Raw genomic sequence first — 23,790 nt, forward strand, 5'->3', positions numbered from 1 at the left:
GTTTTTAAATTATTCCAATGTAATACTCAAGCAGAGACCTCTCAACTCATGCAACAATACGTTCAAAGATTCAGGAATGCCCGGAATAGGCATCGGCTCACCCTTCACAATAGCTTCGTATGCCTTCGAACGTCCGACAACATCATCCGACTTAATTGTCAATATTTCCTGAAGAACATGGGCTGCTCCAAATGCTTCTATAGCCCAAACCTCCATTTCTCCGAAACGCTGACCACCAAACTGAGCCTTACCACCAAGAGGCTGCTGAGTAATCAAAGAGTACGGACCGATAGAACGTGCATGCATCTTATCTTCAACCATGTGACCCAATTTCAACATATATGTCACACCTACCGTAGCAGGCTGGTCAAACTGTTCTCCTGTACCACCGTCATACAAATACGTTTTGCAATAACGGGGCAGACCTGCCTTATCAGTCCATTTATCCAAATCATTCAATGTAGCACCATCAAAAATCGGAGTAGCAAACTTCACTCCCAATTCTTTTCCGGCACGTCCAAGTACAGCTTCAAATATCTGACCGATGTTCATACGAGAAGGCACACCCAACGGATTCAAAACGATATCAACCGGAGTTCCGTCTGCCAAGAACGGCATATCTTCCTGACGCACTACACGGGATACAATACCCTTGTTTCCATGACGACCAGCCATCTTATCACCAACACCAATCTTACGTTTTTTCGCAATATAAACTTTCGCCATCTGAATAATACCAGAAGGAAGTTCATCGCCAATAGTCAAAGCAAATTTCTTCCGCTTCAATTCAGCATCCAATTCCTTGTATTTCTTCAGATAATTCATCACCAAATCACGAATCATCTCATTTTTATGAGCATCTGCAGTCCACTTGCTTAATTGAACTACTGTATAATCCAATGATTCTAAAGCGAATTTCGTAAATTTGGCGCCCTTCGCAATTACTTCAGTACCCAAATAATCTTTTACTCCTTGCGAAACCTTTTCCTCAGTTAATACCAATAATTTTTCTACAAGGATTTCTTTCAATGCTGCTGCCTTTTCTTCAAACTCTTCATTCAATTTCGGAAGAATCTGCTTATCGGCATTCTTTTCACTACGTGTCTTAATAACACGAGAATACAATTTCTTATCGATTACCACACCACGCAATGAAGGAGAAGCTTTCAATGAAGCGTCCTTTACATCACCTGCCTTATCTCCAAAGATAGCACGCAACAATTTTTCTTCCGGAGAAGGATCCGATTCACCCTTCGGAGTAATCTTACCTATCAAAATATCTCCTGGCTCAATACGTGCACCGATACGAACAATACCGTTCTCGTCCAAATCTTTAGTAGCTTCTTCGCTAACATTCGGGATATCAGATGTTAATTCTTCCATTCCACGCTTGGTTTCGCGGACTTCCAATATGTACTCATCCACATGCACAGAAGTCAAAATATCTTCACGAACCATGCGTTCATTCAATACAATCGCATCCTCGTAATTGTATCCCTTCCATGGCATATAAGCTACCAGCAAATTCTTACCCAAAGCCAATTCTCCATTAGCGGTAGAATAACCTTCAGTCAAAATATCGCCTTTCTTCACCCGTTGTCCTTTGCTGCAAATCGGACGCAAGTCGATTGTCATGCTTTGATTTGTTTTGCGGAATTTCGGAATACGGTATTCTTTCAATGCCGGCTCGAAACTTACAAATTCTTCTTCTTCAGTCCGGTCATATAATACACGAATTGTTGTAGCATCCACAAATTCAATCACACCATCTCCTTCAGCAGCAATTTGTGTGCGAGAATCTTCACACAATTGCTTTTCAATACCTGTACCTACAATCGGAGCTTCCGTTCTCAACAAAGGTACTGCCTGGCGCATCATGTTTGAACCCATCAATGCACGGTTCGCATCATCGTGTTCCAAGAACGGAATCAATGAAGCAGCAATAGATGCAATCTGCTGTGGAGAAACGTCCATTAATTCTACTTGGTCAGGAGTAACAACCGGATAATCCGCATCACGACGTGCTTTTACTTTGTCACGGATAAATGTACCGTCATCATTCAATGGCGCATTTCCTTGTGCAATAATCTTATCTTCTTCTTCCTCTGCCGACAGATATTCGATACCCTCTGGAGATAAATCCACTTTAGCGTCTTTCACCTTCCGATAAGGAGTTACAATAAAGCCTAAATCGTTAATCTTTGCATACACACACAAAGAAGATATCAAACCGATATTCGGACCTTCAGGAGTTTCAATCGGACACAAACGCCCATAGTGAGTATAGTGTACGTCACGCACCTCGAATCCGGCACGGTCACGCGACAAACCTCCAGGACCTAACGCTGACAAACGACGCTTATGCGTAATTTCCGCCAAGGGGTTCGTTTGGTCCATAAATTGTGACAACGCATTCGTACCGAAAAATGAGTTAATCACAGATGAAATGGTTTTCGCATTAATCAAATCAATCGGAGTAAACACTTCATTATCTCGTACATTCATTCGCTCACGAATCGTACGAGACATACGCGCCAAACCGATAGCAAACTGATTGGACAACTGTTCGCCTACTGTACGGACACGACGGTTACTCAAATGGTCGATATCATCCACATCAGCCTTCGAGTTTATCAATTCAATCAGATACTTGATAATCTCGATAATATCTTGCTTTGTCAACACCTTGACATCCATCGGTGTATCAAGATTCAATTTTTTGTTGATACGATAACGACCGACTTCGCCCAAATCGTAACGTTTTTCCGAGAAGAACAAGTTATTAATAACTTCACGTGCACTTGCATCATCAGCAGGATCCGCATTACGCAACTGGCGGTAAATATACAATACAGCTTCTTTTTCCGAATTGCTCGGGTCTTTCTGTAATGTATTAAATATAATAGAATAATCCGAAGCATTAGCTTCTTCATTATGAACAAGTATATTCTGAACTCCAGACTCTAGAATCAAGTCAATGTGTTCCGGTTCAATAATTGTCTCACGGTCTATAACCACTTCATTACGTTCGATAGAAACAACTTCACCGGTATCTTCATCTACAAAGTCTTCTGTCCATGTCTTTAAGACACGCGCTGCCAACTTACGTCCGATAATCTTTTTCAGATTAGCTTTGTTTACCTTTACATCCTCTGCCAAATTAAAGATTTCAAGAATATCTTTATCATTCTCAAATCCTACAGCACGCAACAAAGTAGTTACAGGCAATTTCTTCTTACGGTCAATATAAGCATACATGACATTATTAATGTCTGTAGCAAATTCAATCCACGAACCTTTGAACGGAATAATTCGAGCAGAATACAATTTTGTTCCGTTCGCATGAATACTTTGTCCGAAGAATACGCCTGGAGAACGGTGTAATTGAGAAACGACAACACGCTCTGCTCCATTAATAACAAAAGTACCTTTCGGAGTCATGTAAGGTATAGGCCCCAAGAACACATCCTGAATAACGGTATCAAAATCTTCATGATCAGGGTCTGTACAATAAAGCTTCAATTTAGCCTTCAATGGGACACTATAAGTCAAACCGCGTTCTAAACATTCATCAATAGAATAGTAAGGCGGGTCTATGTAATAATCAAGAAACTCTAATACAAAATTATTACGTGTATCCGCTATTGGAAAATTCTCAGCAAACACCTTATACAATCCGTCATTCTTACGGTTTTCAGGCGGTGTATTCAATTGCAAAAAGTCTTGAAATGACTTCAACTGCACTTCCAAAAAATCCGGATACTTCATCGGATTCTTAATAGAAGCAAAATTAATTCGTTGGTTATTTGTATTTGAAGACATCTGTATGGAGTTAATTTGTTAATTTCAGGAATAAAAACCTGTGTAGACGCAAAAAGGTTAAGAATCCTCTTTGAGGACTCTTAACCGGATTACCTGTTAAACAGGCCAATATTATTTAAGTTCGATTTCAGCTCCAGCTTCTTCCAGAGTTTTCTTCAAAGATTCAGCTTCATCTTTAGCCAAACCTTCTTTTACAGTGCTAGGAGCACCGTCTACCAAGTCTTTAGCTTCTTTCAAACCAAGTCCGCAAGCTTCTTTAACAGCCTTAACTACCTGCAATTTAGCAGCACCTGCGCTCTTCAAAACTACATCGAATGAAGTTTTTTCTTCAGCAGCAGCTGCACCAGCAGCAGCGGGACCAGCAGCAACAGCAACAGCTGCAGCAGCAGGTTCAATACCATATTCTTCTTTAAGGATAGTTGCAAGTTCATTAACTTCTTTTACTGTCAAGTTAACTAATTGTTCTGCAAAAGCTTTCAAATCTGCCATTTTTGTATGAAATTTAAATGTTTGTTACTAATTGAAAAATATTAAAGTTGTTATTCGGGACGTTCTGCAAGTGTCTGAAGAACCCCATGAATGGTGTTGCCACCTGATTGAAGAGCCGAAACAACATTCTTCGCCGGAGATTGCAACAATGCAATGATATCTGCGATAACCTCGTTCTTGCTCTTGATAGTTGCCAAAGCTTCGAGTTGTTCAGCACCGATATAGAATCCTTCTTCTGCGTATGCAGCCTTCAATGAAGGAACACCTTCTTTGTATTCTTTCAGCAATTTTGCAGGAGCGTTAGCAACCTCACTAAACATTACTGAAGTCGTACCCTTCAAAGAATCAAACAACGGTGAATAATCAACATCCAAGTTCAGCAAAGCCTTGTGAAGCAAAGAATTCTTCACAACAACCAACTTGATACCAGCTTTATAGCATTTTCTACGCAAATCGCTAGTAGCAGCTGCATCCATAGCAGTTGTATCTACCAAATAGAAATGTCCATATTGCTTTACGGTATCAGCCAACTGACCTATAATTACGCCTTTATCTTCCTTTCTCATGATTCCTCCTTAATTATTAGTTTTCATCTACAGATTTCGGGTCAATCTTAATACCCTTACTCATAGTACTTGAAAGATAAATGCTCTTAATATAAGTACCTTTAGCTGTTGCCGGTTTCAGTTTAATGATAGTTGCGATAAATTCTTTCGCATTCTCACGAATCTGATCAGGAGTAAAAGAAACTTTACCGATAGAAGTATGAACGATACCGCTCTTATCTACCTTAAAGTCAATCTTACCTTGCTTAACTTCCTTAACAGCTTTAGCTACATCCATAGTCACAGTTCCACTCTTTGGATTCGGCATCAAACCACGAGGACCGAGCACACGACCAAGAGCACCAATTTTACCCATAATAGACGGCATTGTGATGATTACATCCACATCTGTCCATCCACCTTTGATCTTTTCTATATATTCATCAAGACCAACATAGTCAGCACCTGCTTCTTTTGCAGCAGCTTCAGCATCCGGCGTACACAAAACAAGTACACGAACCTGCTTACCTGTTCCATGAGGCAGAGATACAACACCTCTTACCATCTGGTTAGCCTTACGAGGATCTACACCTAAACGTACGTCAATATCTAACGAAGCATCAAATTTAGTAAAAGTGATTTCCTTTACCAATTCAGAAGCTTCTTTCAGTGAGTATGCTTTCCCTGCTTCAATTTTCTCTGCAGCCAACTTTTGTTTTTTTGTCAGTTTACCCATTATCAATTGAAGTTAATTAGTTATTACCCGGGAAGTCACCTTTTACAGCGATACCCATACTTCTAGCTGTACCTGCTACCATTGTCATAGCAGCCTCAACAGTAAAACAGTTCAAGTCAACCAACTTATCCTGAGCAATCGTACGGATTTGATCCCAAGTCAACTCTGCAACTTTCTTACGATTCGGCTCAGCAGAACCACTCTTAATCTTCGCAGCCTCAAGCAACTGAATAGCTACAGGAGGAGTCTTAATCACGAAGTCAAAAGACTTGTCTGTGTAGTAGGTAATGATAACAGGCAATACTTTACCTGCCTTGTCCTGGGTTCTGGCGTTGAATTGCTTGCAAAACTCCATAATGTTAATACCCTTAGAACCTAAGGCAGGTCCAACGGGAGGAGATGGATTTGCAGCGCCTCCTTTAATCTGTAATTTGATTAGTCCAGCAACTTCTTTAGCCATTTCTTTAATTTTTAATATAAAAATAATTCAACGAAGGGAATAGCAGCACGTAACAGAATGCCTTTATTCCTTTTCCACATCCGTAAAGCCTAATTCAAGCGGAGTCTTCCGCCCGAATATCTTGACCATTACTTTCAATTTCCGTTTTTCCGCACTCACTTCTTCAATGACACCACTGAATCCGCTAAACGGTCCGACAGAAACTTTCACTGTTTCTCCTACAACGTAAGGCACATTTGCGTCCTCACTTACTTCCTGCAATTCGTCTACCGTACCCAATATACGATTAACCTCTGATTGTCTCAAAGGTACCGGATGATCCAAACCGCCCAAGAAACCGATTACGTTAGAAATGTTTCTCAACTGATGAGTAACTTCACCAACCAATGCAGCTTCCACTAAGACATAACCAGGAAGGTAACTTCTCTCCTTCACAATCTTTTTACCATTGCGAACCTGATACACCTTCTCGGTAGGGATCAACACCTGAGATACGTATTCGCCAAGGTCAGTATTCCGCATTTCTGCTTCGATATACTCTTTCACCTTGGTTTCCTTACCACTCACAGCACGAAGCACGTACCATTTTTTTTCAATCTCAGACATTCTCTAACTGTTTATTAGTGCGGATAGATAACATCTTCCATGATAAACTGGAAGGCAGAATCCATAAGAAAAACAACGAGTGCAATAAGCAGGGAAGCATATAAAACAACTACTGCACTACTAGAAAGTTCTTTACGAGTAGGCCACGATACTTTATGGACTAGTTCGTCATAAGATTCTTTACAATAATTCGTTATCTTTTTAAACATATTCGTATCAATTTAGCACGGGAAGAGAGGCTCGAACTCCCGACACTCGGTTTTGGAGACCGATGCTCTACCAACTGAGCTATTCCCGTAAAAATAGTTCCCGAAAACTAGTCCGGGAACTATATGATAAATGATTTAACTTGCTAATTAGTCAAGGATTTCAGTAATCTGACCAGCACCTACTGTACGTCCACCTTCGCGGATAGCGAAACGCAAACCTACGTTCAATGCAACCGGGTAAATCAATTCTACAGTGATAGTTACGTTATCACCCGGCATTACCATGTCTGTTCCTTCCGGCAAAGTGATTTCACCTGTACAGTCCATAGTACGCAGATAGAACTGAGGACGATAGTGGTTGTGGAACGGAGTGTGACGACCACCTTCTTCTTTCTTCAAGATATAAACCTCAGCTTTGAACTTAGAGTGAGCCTTAACCTGACCCGGGTGGCAAAGAATCATACCACGTTTGATTTCGTTCTTGTCGATACCACGGAGCAACAGACCTACGTTGTCACCAGCTTCGCCTTCGTCCAAAATTTTACGGAACATTTCAACACCAGTTACAACTGACTTCTTGTCTTCACCCAAACCAAGGATTTCAACTTCGTCACCTACTTTAACGCGGCCAGCTTCGATACGGCCAGTAGCAACAGTACCACGACCAGTGATTGAGAATACGTCTTCAACCGGCATCAAGAACGGTTTATCAATATCACGCGGAGGCAGAGGAATCCATGTATCAACAGCATCCATCAATTCCATTACCTTAGCTTCCCATTCTGGAACACCATTCAATGCACCCAATGCAGAACCACGGATAATCGGAGTATTGTCACCATCATAGTCATAGAATGACAACAATTCACGCATTTCCATTTCTACCAATTCCAGCATTTCTTCATCGTCAACCATATCGCACTTGTTCAAGAATACAACCAGACGCGGTACGTTTACCTGACGAGCCAACAGGATGTGTTCACGAGTTTGAGGCATCGGACCATCAGTTGCAGCAACTACGATGATAGCACCATCCATCTGAGCAGCACCAGTTACCATGTTCTTTACATAGTCGGCGTGTCCCGGACAGTCAACGTGTGCATAGTGACGGTTTGCAGTTTCATACTCAACGTGAGAAGTGTTGATAGTGATACCACGTTCCTTTTCTTCAGGAGCGTTATCGATAGAATCGAAAGAACGCAATTCAGAGAGACCTTTCTTTGCCAATACTGTAGTGATAGCAGCGGTCAAGGTTGTTTTTCCGTGGTCAACGTGACCAATCGTACCGATGTTTACATGCGGTTTCGAACGTTCAAATTTCTCTTTAGCCATAGCTTTACTTTTATTTATTTTGATTAATAATCAGCTTTTACATATTCACGAGCTGTTACCGGGACTTGAACCCGGGACCTCTTCCTTACCAAGGAAGTGCTCTACCGCTGAGCTATAACAGCAAAGAAGAAAAGAAAGAGAGCGGAAGACGGGACTCAAACCCGCGACCCTCAGCTTGGAAGGCTAATGCTCTATCGACTGAGCTACTTCCGCATGTCATCAAGTGGGCAAAGATGGATTCGAACCACCGAAGGCGTAAGCCAGCAGATTTACAGTCTGCCCCATTTGGCCACTCTGGTATTTGCCCAACTTTTCTTTTACTTCGAGCCTCTTGTCGGATTCGAACCAACGACCCCGAGATTACAAATCACGTGCTCTGGCCAACTGAGCTAAAGAGGCAAATTAAAACTTTGCAGCCACACCGCTTTCGTAGCTTAGCGGCTGCAAAGTTAGCTATATTTTTTGAATCACAAAACTTTTACCGTGTTTTTTTTATTTTCCTTGCAGTTTTTCTTTTGCTTTCAGCAATTGTTTCGACAAGGCTTCCATACAAACATCGATGGATTCTTCAAATGTATCACACACTTTTTCAGCGTAAAACTCGGTATTCAACGCCAATACGCGCACACCGGCTTCCTTATTCATAGCCGTTTCCGGTTTTACTACTTTTAATGACACCTCTACTTTCTTTATATTATCGCAAAATCTTTCTAACTTCTCTGCCTTCTTCTGGATAAAAGCTTCCAGTCTCTCAGATGCGTCGAAATGAATCGATTGAATTCTTACTTCCATAAAAACCTCCTTTTTTTACGCTCTTGGATGAGCTTGTTGATAAACTTTTTTTAATTCTTCGAAAGTCGTGTGCGTATAGATTTCAGTCGTAGTCAAGCTCTCGTGCCCCAACAGCTCCTTCACCGATTCCAGCTCCGCCCGATTATTCAGCATCGCCGTCGCAAAGGAATGCCTCAACACGTGAGGACTCCGCTTCTTCAACGTAACTACTTTCGACAAATTTTGTCTCACCAATAAATATACCATACTCGGATACATCGCCTTTCCTTCCTTCCGGATAAAAAACGCTTCGCATCCCGCCTGGCAATATTCATTTCTTGCAGAAAGATAAAGATGCAAGATATTCCTCAATTCCTCGCCAAAAGGAATCACACGTTGCTTATTCCTCTTTCCTGTCACCTTAATGGTGCCCGCCGAGAAGTCCACATCCGCGTCTTTCAAGCCTATCAGTTCCGAGAGACGGATGCCGGTTTCGTAAAAAACAGCTATAATTGCCTTATTCCGGATGCTTTCAAAATCGTTTCCGCATTCAGCGTCAAGCAATCTGTCCATATCGGCTTCTTTCACGAACACAGGCAACGGTTTCTTCTTCTTTGGCCCCAGCACCTTTCGGGCAGGGTCCTCCGAAACCACCTTTTCCCGCAACAGATAACGATAAAAAGAGCGCAGCGAACTCAGTTTCCGGTTTACCGAAGAAGCGGCATAGCCTTCATCCATCAATGAGACGACCCATCCCCGAATGATATCCGCGTCAACCGTAACAAAGTCCAATGTTTCATCCATCGCCTTAAAGTATGCCTCAAAGCCCGAAAGGTCGATTCCGTAACTGACTACCGTCTTCTCGGAATAGTTCTTTTCGAACCGAAGATACCTCAAGAAAGATTCTTTCAACATAAAAATATCGCCTTTATCATTTACAGCAACGAATTTATGAAAAAGAATTCAATAATTCAAAGAATTTCGCGGAAATTATTCTTCTACTTGATGCATTTTTTGAACGTAGATAGCACGTTCCATCTTCAATCTCTTCAAAACAGACGGTTTGTCATACTGTTGTCTGCGTCTCAATTCTTTTACAACACCTGTTTTTTCAAATTTTCTTTTGAATTTCTTCAGCGCTTTTTCAATGTTTTCGCCTTCTTTTACTGGTACGATAATCATGTTTTAAAAAATTAATATGTTGTTATTAAATTATTTTGCGTAGTCAATTCGCGGCGCAAAATTACATATACTTTCTTTATTTACAAAACTTTCCGTCAGATTTTATCAAATATGGCGAAGAAATCGTATCTTTGTTTTCCATAAACGAACCTTAACACGCAAAAGCATGAATACAAAGAAAGAAATAAGAGAAAGAATCGAAGCGTTGCGCGCCTTTATGCAAGAAAACGGACTTGCAGCCTTCATCGTCCCCAGCACCGACCCGCATTCGGGCGAATACGTGCCCGAACATTGGGAATCGCGCAAATGGATTTCAGGATTTACAGGCTCTGCTGGGACCGCGGTTATCACCTTATATAATATAGGAGGACTTTGGACCGACTCGCGCTACTTCCTGCAAGCGGAAGAGCAACTTAAAGACACAGGCATCCTTTTATTCAAAGAACGGATGCCCGAAACGCCTTCTATCCCCGAATGGTTAGGAAGCGTGCTCCCCGCCGGAAGCAAAGTGGGAATCGACGGCTGGGTACATACCTCCACAGATACAATAAACCTAAAGTATGACCTCAAATCTTACGACTTACAACTTACAATTACTGAAGACCCGTTCGCATATATATGGAAAGACCGTCCCAGCCTGCCGGATAACCCGGTGCATATACTTCCGTTGGCTTACGCAGGCATATCCGTTCAAGAAAAGATACAAGAGGTCCGTGACCTTATGACGAAATGCAAAGGAGGCAGCACACTGGTTTCGGCACTTGACGAAATAGCCTGGACGCTCAACCTCAGAGGGAGCGACGTGCATTGCAATCCGGTATTTATCAGCTACCTGCTCATCACCGCCGACCAAGCCACCCTATTCATCTCACCCCGGAAGCTTACTCCCGAAGTGAGCGCATACCTCTCAGCCAACGGAGTACAGGTCAAAGACTATTCCGAAATAGCCGATGAAATCGCTCACCTTAAAGGGGAAAGCATCTTGTTAAGCAATGAAACGAATTACGCTTTATACAAGACCATTCCTCCTTCGGTTTCTATCATCCACGCTCCTTCGCCCGTCAAATACATAAAGGCTATCAAGAACAGGACCGAAATCGAAGGCTTCCGCGAAGCGATGAAGCGCGACGGCGTGGCAATGGTACGCTTCCTGATGTGGCTGGAGCAAGCCGTAAAAAGCGGAGAGGAAACCGAAGTCAGCATCGATAAGAAATTATACGAATTCCGTTCGCAACAAGATATGTTCCAAGGAATTAGCTTCGACACCATAGCCGGTTACCAAGCACATGGAGCCATCGTCCATTATGAAGCGACTCCCGAATCGGCTTCCACATTAAAGCCGGAAGGGCTTCTCCTATTGGATAGCGGAGCGCAATATACCGACGGAACAACCGACATCACCCGTACCATTGCCCTCGGTCCGGTATCTGAAGCACAACGCACCGACTACACCTTAGTATTAAAGGGATTCATTGCCCTCTCGCAAGCCGAATTCCCGAATGGAACTTGCGGCACCCAACTGGATGTATTGGCACGCCAATTCATGTGGAAAGCCGGAATCAATTACGGGCATGGCACCGGACACGGCGTAGGACATTACCTGAACGTCCACGAAGGGCCTCATCAAATACGCATGAACCACATCCCCACCCCTCTCCTACCCGGCATGACCCTTACCAATGAACCGGGCATTTACCGTGCTGGAGAATATGGTGTACGTACCGAAAACACCATGCTCATCGTAGAAAGCCAAACTACCGAATTCGGACCATTCTATAAATTCGAGCCGTTAACACTCTGTCCGATAGACAAGACTCCTATCCGCACCGAGATGTTGACACCCGATGAAAAGCAATGGCTGAACGAATATCACGCACATATCTATGCCCAACTCAGCCCCCTGCTCAATGAAGAAGAACAAGCATGGCTGGCGAAAGCGACTTGCGAAATCTAAGCATATTCACCCCAATCACTATTCATTATTAATTATTCACTATTCACTAACAAAATGGCTCTAATCAAATCAGTACGAGGATTCACGCCTCAAATAGGAAAGAATTGTTTCCTTGCCGATAACGCCACTATCATTGGCGACGTTGTCATGGGAGACGATTGCAGCGTATGGTTCAATACTGTCCTGCGGGGAGATGTCAACTCCATTCGCATCGGGAACCGGGTCAACATTCAAGACGGAAGTGTCCTGCATACGCTTTATGAGAAATCAACCGTAGAAATCGGCGATGATGTATCTATCGGACACAATGTCACCCTGCATGGAGCTTGCATCCACGATAATGCCCTCATCGGTATGGGAGCTACCCTACTCGACCATGCCGTAGTGGGTGAAGGCGCAATCGTAGCCGCCGGAGCATTGGTGCTTTCCAATACCATTATTGAGCCGCATACCCTTTGGGGAGGTGTCCCGGCAAAGTTCATCAAGAAAGTAGACCCTGCCCAAAGCAAAGAGTTGAATCAAAAGATTGCGAACGGATACTTAATGTATGCCTCATGGTACAAGTAAGAATGAACATCCGCAAAGTGACAATGTAGGGGCGGGGTCTGCCCCTACAGATAATTTGGTAAAATGCGGACATTCTTCATTTTTCAATTTTTAAAGCATTTCAATCAGCGCATCCACATCTTCTTCTTGTGTTGCCCAACTGGTGGCAATACGTACTGCGGTATGATGCTCATCCGGATATTCCCAAACTTCCAAACCTGCCTGAGACGAGATGCGTTTCCATTGCTCGTTTTCCATTACCACAAACAACTGGTTCGTCTGAGGAGTTATCAGGAAACGATAGCCTTTCTCTTTCAATGCCTTCACAATCTTATCCGCTAATTCAATGGCATGCCGGGCGATACGCACATAAAGTCCATCGGTAAAGAGAGTATCAAACTGAAGTCCGAGCAAACGCCCTTTAGCCAACAATACACCGCGTTGCTTGATAATCGTATCCAATTGTTTCACCACTCCCGGGCGAGGAAGAACCACCGTTTCGCCAAACAATGCCCCGACTTTTGTACCTCCGATATAAAACACATCACAAAGCGAAGCGATTGCCTCTAATGTCACATCCGTGCCAGTAGCCGCCAAAGCATATCCCAAACGTGCGCCATCCAAGAACAAAGGTACATGATGCTTGCGACATACCTCCGACAGAGCTTCCAATTCATCCAATGTATAAAGCGTACCGTATTCCGTAGGATGCGAAATGTACACCATACCCGGTGCTACCATCGCGCTCCAGCTTGGACCTTGATAAAAATCTGTTATGTAACGGTCAACATCCTTTGCCGAAAGCTTGCCTTCTGTATGAGGCAATGCCAACACTTTATGCCCGCCAGCCTCAACGGCACCCGCTTCGTGCTGGTTAATATGCCCGCTTTCGGCTGCTATCACCCCCTCATACGGACGAAGCATCGCCGTTATCATCGTGGCATTGGTCTGCGTACCACCCACCATAAAATGCACTTCCGCATCAGGCGCATTGCACACCCGACGTATCTTTTCCCGCGCAGCTTCGCAATAACAATCCGTTCCATACCCCGGAGTCTTCTCCATATTCGTCTGCATCAACCGTTCTAAAATCAACGGATGAGCCCCTTCCAAATAATCACTCTCAAAGTGTTGCATGTCTTCTATTTTATATTAAACCTATTTTATCCTCTATCTCAAAATTACCCATTCATATATCTTCTTTAAAGCAATAACGATGCAAAGATAAAAAGAAAAACCGTCCGTTCAACTTTTATAGACTTTTAACTTTCCACTTCTTGTAAAGCATACAATATCAGGCACTTATTTCGAACTTTTACGTCAGGTTTTGGACTACAAAACCGGCACATATTTGCGCCGCGTGAGTTCCGAGCTTTCCGGAATCATTTATTAATGCGTTATTTATCAACCACTTAACCACACCCACGTCAGTTTCCGGCGCGGCTACTGACGTGAGAAAACACGGGAAGGGGCGAAGGGGTGTGGCGGTTGTGTAACGACTTGAGTTAGAACGATTTGAGTTTTTTAATTTATAAATTAAATTTATTTTGTTATGAGAAAAAAGTATTTAAGTGCACTTTTGATCGGAACGTTATTGCTCTCTGCAGGAACGTTCCAGTCTTGCAAGGACTATGACGAAGACATCAGCGGTCTTACACAGCGTGTGGAAGCCGTAGAAAGTCTGGTCAAAGACCTTCAATCACAGATTCAAAAAGGAGCAGTAATTACTGATGTGCAAAAAACCGATCAAGGTGTAGTTGTCACATTAAGTAATGGTAATTCTTTTGAACTGACTAATGGTGCGGATGGAAAACCGGGAACTATCGTTACAATTGGCGAAAACGGCAATTGGTTCTTAGACGGTGTAGATTCCGGCAAGCCTTCCCGTGGTGAAAAAGGTGAGCAAGGTGAACCGGGAACTCCTGGCGGTGACGGTTCTGGCTCAGCTTCTGTTTATTACTATCCAGGAGTGAACGGTGAAGAAAATGGTTATTGGGTAAAAGTATCCGTTGCTGCTGATGGAACAGAGTCAAAAGAAGTTACTGATACCTCTTGGAAAGTTAGCGGAAGCGGCTTGACTGCCATTTGGGATGAAGGTTCTTTGATTTTAGACGGTGTAGAAGGTACTGATGAGCCTGTAGTCATTACGTTGGATGCCGATTTGAGAGCTCTAATTTATGAGCCTGAAATGGTACTTGACGGTAACAATGCTATGGAATACATCTATATTCCTTATAAACCTTATTCTATAAGTGAAGGAACGCAAGGCGGCATGCTTGTTCACCAAATCCAAACAGCTGTAGGTTATGAAGAACGTGAAGAGAAGTATACGGTAAAGGAAACAACAATCCAAGCTCAAGGATGGGAATTCCTCAACCCGACTTATACGAAAGAATATCACATGGATCCTACTACAGCCATTGTTCCAGAGTACACACAGCAAAACTTAAATGTCGTTTCTAATGATTTGGATTTTGTAGCTACTCAAAGAGGCAGAGCTGCCGCTTCTGATCCTACAGCTGTGTTCCAAGATGTTGAGGATGGCAAGATGCTGGTAGGTCTTACTATGGATGGTAAGAAAGTAAAAACACAAGAAACTGTTGACCGTTATGATCTTGGCATCTTCTATCCTGCAGTAAACGATCCTAAACAAATTACTGATTTGGCTATCCAGGCTCCGTTAGATGAAGACGAAACAGAAGTGATTACTTCTACTTTTGCATCGGTATATGCTTCACAGATTGCGGTAGAAGCTATTGCATACGAAAATTCTTCTTATGCTAATGACTATATCATCAAGACACCGCAATTCGAAACAGACAAAGTGGTAGGTCCTGAAACAGTTCATAAGACTCCGTTGGAAGGCGGAAGACATTTGTATGACGACGTGAAAGATGCAGCAGAACAATCTGCAACTGTGGAAATCGCTTATAATAATAAAGGCGGTATCAATTTGAATGAATTGGTTACCACACACGTAGGTGCAAACTCTCAACGTTCTTGGAACACACAAAGCACTTATGCATGGACTGAAGATGAACTGAAAGCACACGGTATGAAGTATAACTTCGAACAAGTGCGGTTCACTATTGGTGATAACCAAACAGAGCAATCACAAAATCATAGTATCTTGAAAAAGCCGAATGGCGAATACGGAGATACTTATATCTATCCATGTGGTGTTAGATCAAATAGCGACACCGACATCATTGATTCAGAAGCAGATGAAAGCTTGTTAGGTGAATCTATCGCTTCTGTAGGACGTACGCCTTTGATTCGTGTGGAATTGACCGATACTGTCAACAACCGCATCGTATCTGTAGGTTATATCAAGTTCAAAATCGTATATCCTGAAACTCCGATTGAGACAGAGCCGTTCGACTTAGGTGAATACTATTACAGCTGTGGTGAAGCTACCAAGAAGATTGCATGGCATGCTATCGAAATGAAGCTTTTGAATGCTGCAGGTGTAGTATCAGAAGGCGGTACTTCGAAAGAAACATTCGATGCTTTGTATGAAATCGTGAAGAATGCAGACGGTAGTGTAACTCAATGGATTAAGACAGATAAGCAAGACGTTAACGGTCAACCTATCTACGAAACAGCAAGTCATGTTGGTGTTATCAACGAATTGGGCGACGACGGTGCTGAAACAACCGATGTATTGTCTTGGACTTTGGATCGTGCAGACTTCGTACAATGTGTAAACGACCCGACATATCCGGTAGTTACTGAAACCAGATATGTGAAGTACACACCGAAGAAATATCTGGGCAACTCGAACTTCAATAAAGAACCGGTTTACCTGCCTATCTCTATCGAATTGCGTTATCCGCAAGCTATCATGGCTAACAAGTTAGCTAAATACTGGTATGCAGAAAACAGCATGAATGAATCGAACGATGCTATTCCAGTAGCAGACCGTCAGTTCATACACGCTAATGTTGAAGTGCCTAATACGACAACTGATGTAAAGACTGCAGATTGTGACTTCTATTTTGAAATCGACAGCCGCTTCGAACTGAATAAGACTGGACATTCTGATTTAGGACAAGATTACATCGGTGGTACATGGCCAGGAGCTGACAATGTATGCTGGAACCGTAACGAAAACGCTCCTACATTCGATATCATTCCGGCAGCTTGGAATCCTGCTCAGTCATGGAATACAGATGGCAATTTCAGCTCGTTCACTGACGATAAGTTGGCTTACTATTATTATTTCGCATTGAATAATAACAACAAGAAAGTTCCTGGTACACAGTACATTTCAGGATTCGACGCAAGCGGTAACCCTGTTTATGCACAAAAAGAATACATCTTGTCTGTAGACAACGATACTGAAAACAATCCTGTAATGTTAGCTACCGACCCTGCTAATTTGGGAATTGATTATGAATTCATGAATACAGCATTGTATGCAACACCTGTTGGAACTGGATCACGCACAAAGATTGCTAGCTTGATTTATAACCTCGAAAGCGGTCATACAAGAAAGCACGGTGTATGGTTGCAGTTGGAAAATAATGCAGTTGCAAAAGATTTGCTGAATGTTCCGGAAGAATGGTCTGGTAAGAATACAGACGCTGCTGCTGCCGCTGAACTGCTGAAAGCTACTTTGGATGTAACAATCGGTGTAGCACCATTCAATGAAGAATGTGGCGCATACCTGCCGTTGCAGAATCCTGAATTCGGTACTGAAATCCTGAAACCGGTATATACTAATCCAGGTGAACCTATCGCATTCGAAGATGCACGTGACGGTAATACCGAAGGTACAAAAGTTAACTTGGCAGACTTGGTTAACTTCTATGATTGGAGAACATTGCAGTTTGCTAATAACTTGGATTACTATAACTACTATGAAGTATCTGACATTACAGTTAATCCTGAAGATATTTATACCAATATCTCAGGTGAATGGAAACCTTTGAAAGATACATCGTTGGATGTTGAATTCCATGTAGTACGTGGTGGCACAGTAGTAGATAACGGTTATACAACTCCGGTTAGACTTACTGGTGCTCCTGCAGCAGGCTCACCTTGGAGCCAAATTGTTGACTACTACGGTCAGTTGACTTACACCAACAATACTGGTACAGTCGTTACATTCGACATCAAAGTTCCGGTTAAGGTTGTTCACAAATGGAGCCAAGAAACATTGGTTATTTGGATTGACGGTACTGTAAACAGAACTTTACACAACTAATCTGATGTAGATGCAGCGAAAATCAATCTAATCGCTTATTAAGAAGAGGGTGCGTCAAAATGATGCACCCTCTTTTATTTATATCCCTCAAAAAACACATACGGCTTCATCAGCCAATTCATACGGGTGCATCGGCTTACGAAGCAGGCTTCGTAGGGCGATGAAGCTTGCTTCATTTTTTCACTTACTTAAAAGGTTATGAATTAGGATAAGAATCAATCTACGCTATCAATTATCCCTCCGCCCAAAACAACGTCGTCCTGATAGAACACCGCAGCTTGCCCGCATGCGATAGAAGCTAATGGTTCATGCAAATGGACATACAGGCGGTTTTCGGGAGTGAGGGAGACCGAGCACCGGTTGGCTTGCTTGCGGTAGCGTATCTTCACGATAAGCGGTTCTTGCGAGGCGAATACCGCTTCGGGATTGGGCAGGTGCCAATGCGAGAGATAGAAAGCCCGATGCTCTAAGGAGCGGAGGTTATCGGCAAGGATAACGGCATTCTCCTCCGGAAGGATTTCTTTCACGAAGAGGGCTTTGTTCCGATAGACGCCCAACCCACGGCGTTGCCCGATGGTATAGAACGGATATCCCTCGTGCGTACCCATATAGTTGCGTTGCTCATCGAAGATAGGTCCGGGAGCGATGTCACCTATTTGCGTGTGCCTACGCAGATAGGTGCGGTAATCTCCGGGGCAAAAACACACGCCAAGGCTATCCCGCTTGGACGCCACTTTCAGGAAGCCCCGTTCGGAAGCGATTTCACGCACACGGGTCTTGGTAAGGTTTCCCAAGGGAAGAATCATCCGAGCGATAATGTCTTGCGGAAGCCCCCAAAGGAAAAACGACTGGTCTTTATCGGGGTCGGCTCCTTGGGTGATGTGCCAACACTCCCCGATGAGGCGTTTTTGCACATAGTGTCCGGAAGCAATGAAAGGAATGTCCCGCTCATCGGCAAGGCGTTGAAGAAGAGGCCATTTCAAGCGATTATTACACAAGGTGCAAGGCACGGGCGTGCGCCCTTTCAGGTATTCATCGATGAAATACGTGATAATGTGCTTGCGGAAAACCTCTTGCGCATCATAGACAAGATGAGGAATATGCAGGCGGGAGCAGAGTTCGCGCGCATCGTCGAGGTAAGCCGTATCGCCCTCCTTCTCATAAAAACGGAACGTCACACCGGTCACTTCATAACCGGCATCTTGCAAGAGGATAGCCGCCACCGAACTATCCGTTCCTCCGCTCATTCCTAATAATACGCGCTTGTCTTTTTCCTCTTTCATAACGTATGGACATAAAAAAAGGAGTACCGCTGTACTCCAACCTTTGTTAACCTTAAATCTAATACTATGAAAAACACATTGCAAAGATACGGACATTTCCTGTATCTGCAAACAAATGAGGAAGAAAATGCTGTTTTATAACATGTATTAATAAATAGATTTGTGTGTTTAAGGGATTTTTGTAAATTTGTAGTCCAAATAACCTTTCAAATCCGGAACAAACGATGAGAGTGAAACGTACATTTTTTATGTGTGCCCTGCTGATGCTGGCTGTATTTGCCTCAGCATCTTCGAGAAAGCAATTATTCAATGAAGGCTGGAAATTCCAATTGGGAGACACGCCCGAAGCCAAAGCCGGAACGTTTGATGACAAGGCATGGCGGACTTTAACCCTTCCGCACGACTGGAGCATCGAAGGACGATTCGATAAGGAAGCACCTGCCGGAAACGATGGAGGCTATCTGCCTACCGGAATAGGCTGGTACCGCAAAACATTCGAGTTGCCCAAAGACATCAATGGGAAGAAATTCCAACTTTACTTCGAAGGCGTTTACATGCATTCGGAGGTATATATTAATGGAGAACATGCGGGAGGCTGGCCCTATGGATATTCCTCGTTCTTTGTAGACATCACCCCGTATATCAAGGCTGGAGAGAACACGATAGCCGTGCGGGTAGACAACTCCAAGCAAAAGAATTGCCGTTGGTATTCAGGCTCAGGCATTTACCGCAACGTATGGCTCATGCAGACCGACCTTGTGCACGTGGCAAATTGGGGCGTTCAGATAACGACTCCCGACCTGCATACCGCTATCGTGAAGACCACTATCGAGAATGAAACAAGCGAGAAGAAAACCGTAGAAGTCCGTACGGAAATAGCCGGAAGGACGATAAGCGGTACGGTGGAATTGCTTCCCGATGCCGCTCCGACCGTGGTGGAACATACATTCAACCTGCCCGATGTCCAACCGTGGTCGCCCGACACTCCTAATCTATATACGGCACACATCACCGTGAGCGAGGACGGAAAAGAGAAAGATACGGTAGAAGAGACCTTCGGATTCCGCACCATTGCCTGGTCTGCCGAGGAAGGTTTCACATTGAATAACAAGCCTTTATTGCTAAACGGAGCTTGCGTGCACCATGATAACGGCATCTTAGGCGCCGCGGCATACGACCGTGCGGAATACTATCGGGTTGAATTATTAAAGAAAGCCGGATTCAACGCCCTGCGCACCTCACACAATATCCCTTCCGAAACTTTCCTTCGGGCATGCGATGAGCTTGGGATGCTGGTGATAGACGAATCGTTTGACGGATGGCGCGAGGCGAAAAACACCCACGATTACCATGAATTGTTCGATGAATGGTGGAGCCGGGACGTAGAAGCCATGGTGCTCCGCGACCGGAATCATCCCAGCATCTTCTGCTGGAGCGTAGGGAACGAAGTCATCGAGCGGAAGAAAATCGAAATTGTCACTACTGCCCGCAAATTAGCTTCCCTTTGCCGGAAGCTGGACTATACGCGTCCCGTGACCTCGGCTTTAGCTGCATGGGACAACGATTGGGAAATCTACGACCCATTGGCGGAAGCATTTGATATCGTGGGCTATAATTACTTGATTCATAAATCGGAAGGAGACCACCAACGTGTACCCTCACGCATCATGATGCAAACCGAATCCTACCCCAACGATGCATGGAAAAACTTCCGTAAAGTACAAGACTATCCGTATATCATCGGGGATTTCGTATGGACCGGAATGGATTACATCGGCGAGTCGGGCATCGGGCGTTGGTATTACGAAGGAGATGTGCCGGGCGAGCATTACGAACGCCCGCTCTATCCTTGGCACGCTTCTTATTGCGGAGATATAGACCTGACGGGATTGCGCAAGCCTATCAGCCATTACCGTTCGATGCTTTGGAACGCCGAAGGAGAGCATCTCTACCTTGCCGTAAAAGAGCCGGACGGATATCGGGGCAAGGTAAAAACCACCCTCTGGGGCACATGGCCTACCTTCGAATCGTGGAACTGGGAAGGACATGAAGGGAAACCGATAGAAATGGAAGTCTATTCGCATTACCCCTCCGTCCGCCTGTACCTGAACGAACAATTGATTGGGGAAAAGAACACGGAAGAAATGAAAGCCGTATTCTCGCTTCCCTATACTCCGGGCACTTTGAAAGCCGAAGGCATCCGGGAAGGAAAAGTAATGGAATCCAAGACTTTGGAAACGGCTGGAACACCGGTAGACATCCGTCTTACACCCGACCGGGCACGGATTCATCGGGACGGGCAAGACCTTTCGTTTATCCTTATCGAGGCCATTGATGCCGAAGGGCGAACGGTTCCTATAGCCGATAATGCATTGACGGTCCGGGTAAGCGGAGCCGCCTCATTCCTTGCTTTGGGCAATGCAGATATTAAAGATGAAGACGCTTATACCGACACTTCCCATCGGATGTGGAAAGGACGCGCATTGCTCGTAATCCGCTCCAACGGGAAAAAAGGCAAAGCAAATATTCGCGTCACATTGGAAGGAATGAATAAAACAAGAAGCGTCCAAATACAAGCCGAATGAAAAAAATTCGTAACTTGCGCGAAGTTTTAAGAAAAGCATAACAAAAACATCATTAACGTAAATACAAAAACATGAAAAAACAGGCATTTTTATTCCTCCTTGCGTTAGGAGCTTCTTCTGCATGGGCGCAACAAGCCACGGTATCCGGTCCGGACAACCAGCTTAAAGTAGACGTATCGGTAGACGGAGGCACTCCTTTCTACTCCATAACATATAAAGGCAAAACGATGTTGGAGAAATCTCCGTTAGGTTTTGTCTCGAACGTAGGAGATTTCAGCCGAGGCATGACCTACACGGGACAAAAGACCCGGAGCATTGAAGAAAGCTATACGCTGGACCGCATCAAACGCTCGAACGTAGATTATCAGGCGAACGAACTGACCGTAACGCTTCAGAATGCGGACAAGAACCCTATCGACATTACATTTCGGGTGAGCAATAACGATGTGGCTTTCCGCTACGAAATGCCCCGCTATGGGGAAACCGGAAGCATTGTTATCGAAAGCGAAACGACCGGATTCGACTTCCCTTCGTACACAACGACCTTCCTCTGCCCGCAAAGCGACCCGATGATTGGCTGGAAGCGTACCAAGCCCAGCTATGAAGAAGAATACACGCCCGACGCTCCCCTCACCCAGCGTTCGCAATACGGACACGGATTCACCTTCCCAGGCTTGTTCCGCATCGGGAATGACGGTTGGGTATTGGTTAGCGAAACGGGAGTAGACTCGAAGTATTGCGCTTCGCATCTGAGCGATGCCGATACCGAAGGACGCTTCACCATCGCTTTCCCCATGCCCGAAGAAAATAACGGAAACGGGAGTGCTACGGCTGGGCTGGCTTTGCCGGGCACGACTCCTTGGCGCACAATTACGGTGGGCGATAACCTGAAGCCGATAGTGGAAACCACCGTGCCTTGGGATGTCGTAGAGCCTCGCTTCACTTCGGAACATACCTATAAATACGGTAAAGGCACGTGGAGTTGGATTGTATGGCAAGATGCCAGCATCAATTACGAAGACCAAGTGCGTTTCATCGACCTTGCCTCGGCTATGGGATTCCAATACGTATTGATTGATAACTGGTGGGATACGAACATCGGACACGAGCGCATGGAAAAACTCGTGGAATATGCGCACTCTAAAAAGGTGGATGTATTCTTATGGTATAGCTCCAGCGGTTATTGGAATGACATTGTTCAAGGTCCGACCAACCGGATGGACAATCCGATTCCTCGCAAGCAGGAGATGAAATGGATGAAGAAGATTGGCGTGAAAGGCATTAAAGTGGACTTCTTCGGAGGCGATAAGCAAGAGACCATGCGCCTGTATGAAGCCATTCTGAGCGATGCGGACGATTACGGGTTGATGGTTATTTTCCATGGTTGCACCCTACCCCGCGGCTGGGAACGCATGTATCCTAACTATGTAGGAAGCGAAGCGGTATTGGCTTCGGAGAACTTGGTATTCCAGCAACATTTCGATGATATGGAAGCGTTCAACGCTTGCCTGCATCCGTTTATCCGCAATACGGTGGGATGTATGGAATTCGGAGGCACGTTCCTGAACAAGCGTTATAACCGCACCAACGATGGAGGAAGCATCCGCAAGACCACAGATATCTTCCAGCTTGCCACGGCGGTTCTCTTCCAAAACCCGATTCAGAACTTTGCCATTACGCCCAATAACCTGACCGATGCGCCCCAATTGGCACTCGATTTCCTGAAAGAAGTGCCTACCACGTGGAATGAAACCGTATTCCTCGACGGTTATCCGGGCAAATACGTTGTATTGGCACGCCGGTGCGGAGACCGTTGGTATATCGCCGGAATCAATGCCCGGAAAGAGCCGTTGAAGTTAGAACTGAATCTCCCGATGTGTCAAAAGGGCGATAAGGTATCGTATTATTCAGATACGAAAGACCGTGCTCCGCAACTCAAAGACATGGAAATCAAGAAACCGGAAAAGGTGAAAGTGGAAATCCAGCCCGAAGGCGGAATCATCTTGGTAAAATAAATGCGTTCGCTTTTTGGTTGCTATTCCCTTTTTAGCTACTTTTGTA

18 protein-coding genes and 5 tRNA genes are annotated in these 23,790 nt (G+C 44.3%); 5 read left to right on the plus strand and 18 right to left on the minus strand.

Annotation, left to right across the window (positions count from 1 at the left end):
* Nucleotides 1–9: 9 nt before the first annotated feature.
* From rpoB to rpsU, 16 genes are all read right to left on the minus strand, one after another.
* Nucleotides 10–3,822 carry a DNA-directed RNA polymerase subunit beta gene (gene rpoB / locus B5F91_RS10895; RefSeq protein ID WP_087429122.1) on the minus strand — a complete coding sequence of 1,271 codons (3,813 nt, stop codon included), beginning with the start codon at nucleotides 3,820–3,822 and terminating at the stop codon, nucleotides 10–12.
* 111 nt (nucleotides 3,823–3,933) lie between these two features.
* Nucleotides 3,934–4,311, minus strand: a complete 378-nt coding sequence (rplL, locus tag B5F91_RS10900; RefSeq protein ID WP_087429123.1) for a 50S ribosomal protein L7/L12 — start codon at nucleotides 4,309–4,311, stop codon at nucleotides 3,934–3,936.
* A 50-nt stretch (nucleotides 4,312–4,361) separates the two neighbouring features.
* Nucleotides 4,362–4,877: a 50S ribosomal protein L10 gene (gene rplJ, locus B5F91_RS10905; RefSeq protein ID WP_087429124.1), complete on the minus strand. Its 516-nt coding sequence runs from the start codon at nucleotides 4,875–4,877 to the stop codon at nucleotides 4,362–4,364.
* A gap of 16 nt (nucleotides 4,878–4,893) precedes the next feature.
* A complete protein-coding gene (gene rplA / locus B5F91_RS10910; protein ID WP_087429125.1) occupies nucleotides 4,894–5,592 on the minus strand; it encodes a 50S ribosomal protein L1 in 699 nt (232 codons plus the stop codon).
* A gap of 16 nt (nucleotides 5,593–5,608) precedes the next feature.
* Nucleotides 5,609–6,052 (minus strand): 50S ribosomal protein L11, encoded by a 444-nt coding sequence (gene rplK / locus B5F91_RS10915; protein WP_013618475.1) that lies wholly within the window; start codon nucleotides 6,050–6,052, stop codon nucleotides 5,609–5,611.
* Nucleotides 6,053–6,115: 63 nt separating this feature from the next.
* Entirely contained in the window at nucleotides 6,116–6,658 is a 543-nt protein-coding gene (nusG, locus tag B5F91_RS10920; RefSeq protein WP_087429126.1) for a transcription termination/antitermination protein NusG, read from the minus strand.
* Between the two features lie 14 nt (nucleotides 6,659–6,672).
* On the minus strand, nucleotides 6,673–6,867 hold the full coding sequence (gene secE, locus B5F91_RS10925; RefSeq protein ID WP_022040815.1) for a preprotein translocase subunit SecE: 195 nt from the start codon (nucleotides 6,865–6,867) through the stop codon (nucleotides 6,673–6,675).
* Between the two features lie 16 nt (nucleotides 6,868–6,883).
* Nucleotides 6,884–6,956, minus strand: a tRNA-Trp gene (locus tag B5F91_RS10930).
* A gap of 58 nt (nucleotides 6,957–7,014) precedes the next feature.
* Nucleotides 7,015–8,199 (minus strand): elongation factor Tu, encoded by a 1,185-nt coding sequence (gene tuf, locus B5F91_RS10935; protein WP_087429127.1) that lies wholly within the window; start codon nucleotides 8,197–8,199, stop codon nucleotides 7,015–7,017.
* Nucleotides 8,200–8,249: 50 nt separating this feature from the next.
* Nucleotides 8,250–8,321: transfer RNA gene (locus tag B5F91_RS10940), tRNA-Thr, on the minus strand.
* An 18-nt stretch (nucleotides 8,322–8,339) separates the two neighbouring features.
* Nucleotides 8,340–8,412 (minus strand) — tRNA-Gly (locus B5F91_RS10945).
* A gap of 11 nt (nucleotides 8,413–8,423) precedes the next feature.
* Nucleotides 8,424–8,506: transfer RNA gene (locus B5F91_RS10950), tRNA-Tyr, on the minus strand.
* Between the two features lie 18 nt (nucleotides 8,507–8,524).
* Nucleotides 8,525–8,598, minus strand: a tRNA-Thr gene (locus B5F91_RS10955).
* A 93-nt stretch (nucleotides 8,599–8,691) separates the two neighbouring features.
* Entirely contained in the window at nucleotides 8,692–8,991 is a 300-nt protein-coding gene (gene raiA, locus B5F91_RS10960) for a ribosome-associated translation inhibitor RaiA (RefSeq protein WP_013618471.1), read from the minus strand.
* Nucleotides 8,992–9,006: 15 nt separating this feature from the next.
* Complete coding sequence (locus B5F91_RS10965; RefSeq protein ID WP_087429128.1) at nucleotides 9,007–9,885, minus strand: tyrosine-type recombinase/integrase; 879 nt, start codon at nucleotides 9,883–9,885, stop codon at nucleotides 9,007–9,009.
* Nucleotides 9,886–9,960: 75 nt separating this feature from the next.
* A complete protein-coding gene (gene rpsU, locus B5F91_RS10970) occupies nucleotides 9,961–10,152 on the minus strand; it encodes a 30S ribosomal protein S21 (RefSeq protein ID WP_087429129.1) in 192 nt (63 codons plus the stop codon).
* Between the two features lie 166 nt (nucleotides 10,153–10,318).
* Here rpsU and B5F91_RS10975 point away from each other — a divergent pair, with 166 nt between their 5' ends.
* Complete coding sequence (locus B5F91_RS10975; RefSeq protein WP_087429130.1) at nucleotides 10,319–12,106, plus strand: aminopeptidase P family protein; 1,788 nt, start codon at nucleotides 10,319–10,321, stop codon at nucleotides 12,104–12,106.
* Between the two features lie 54 nt (nucleotides 12,107–12,160).
* Nucleotides 12,161–12,673, plus strand: a complete 513-nt coding sequence (locus B5F91_RS10980; RefSeq protein ID WP_087429131.1) for a gamma carbonic anhydrase family protein — start codon at nucleotides 12,161–12,163, stop codon at nucleotides 12,671–12,673.
* Between the two features lie 90 nt (nucleotides 12,674–12,763).
* Here B5F91_RS10980 and B5F91_RS10985 read toward each other — a convergent pair whose 3' ends face one another.
* Nucleotides 12,764–13,789 carry an aminotransferase class I/II-fold pyridoxal phosphate-dependent enzyme gene (locus B5F91_RS10985; RefSeq protein ID WP_087429132.1) on the minus strand — a complete coding sequence of 342 codons (1,026 nt, stop codon included), beginning with the start codon at nucleotides 13,787–13,789 and terminating at the stop codon, nucleotides 12,764–12,766.
* 415 nt (nucleotides 13,790–14,204) lie between these two features.
* Between B5F91_RS10985 and B5F91_RS10990 the strand changes: the two genes are divergently transcribed.
* Entirely contained in the window at nucleotides 14,205–17,861 is a 3,657-nt protein-coding gene (locus tag B5F91_RS10990; RefSeq protein ID WP_087429133.1) for a PL29 family lyase N-terminal domain-containing protein, read from the plus strand.
* A gap of 215 nt (nucleotides 17,862–18,076) precedes the next feature.
* On the opposite strand, the gene mnmA is transcribed toward B5F91_RS10990, so the two are convergent.
* Nucleotides 18,077–19,240, minus strand: a complete 1,164-nt coding sequence (mnmA, locus tag B5F91_RS10995) for a tRNA 2-thiouridine(34) synthase MnmA (RefSeq protein ID WP_255376670.1) — start codon at nucleotides 19,238–19,240, stop codon at nucleotides 18,077–18,079.
* A gap of 152 nt (nucleotides 19,241–19,392) precedes the next feature.
* Here mnmA and B5F91_RS11000 point away from each other — a divergent pair, with 152 nt between their 5' ends.
* Complete coding sequence (locus B5F91_RS11000; protein ID WP_343210834.1) at nucleotides 19,393–21,729, plus strand: sugar-binding domain-containing protein; 2,337 nt, start codon at nucleotides 19,393–19,395, stop codon at nucleotides 21,727–21,729.
* A gap of 71 nt (nucleotides 21,730–21,800) precedes the next feature.
* Nucleotides 21,801–23,744: a glycoside hydrolase family 97 protein gene (locus B5F91_RS11005; RefSeq protein WP_087429136.1), complete on the plus strand. Its 1,944-nt coding sequence runs from the start codon at nucleotides 21,801–21,803 to the stop codon at nucleotides 23,742–23,744.
* Nucleotides 23,745–23,790 lie beyond the last annotated feature (46 nt).

This window comes from Bacteroides sp. An322 (genome assembly GCF_002161765.1).
Lineage (GTDB): Bacteria > Bacteroidota > Bacteroidia > Bacteroidales > Bacteroidaceae > Phocaeicola > Phocaeicola merdavium.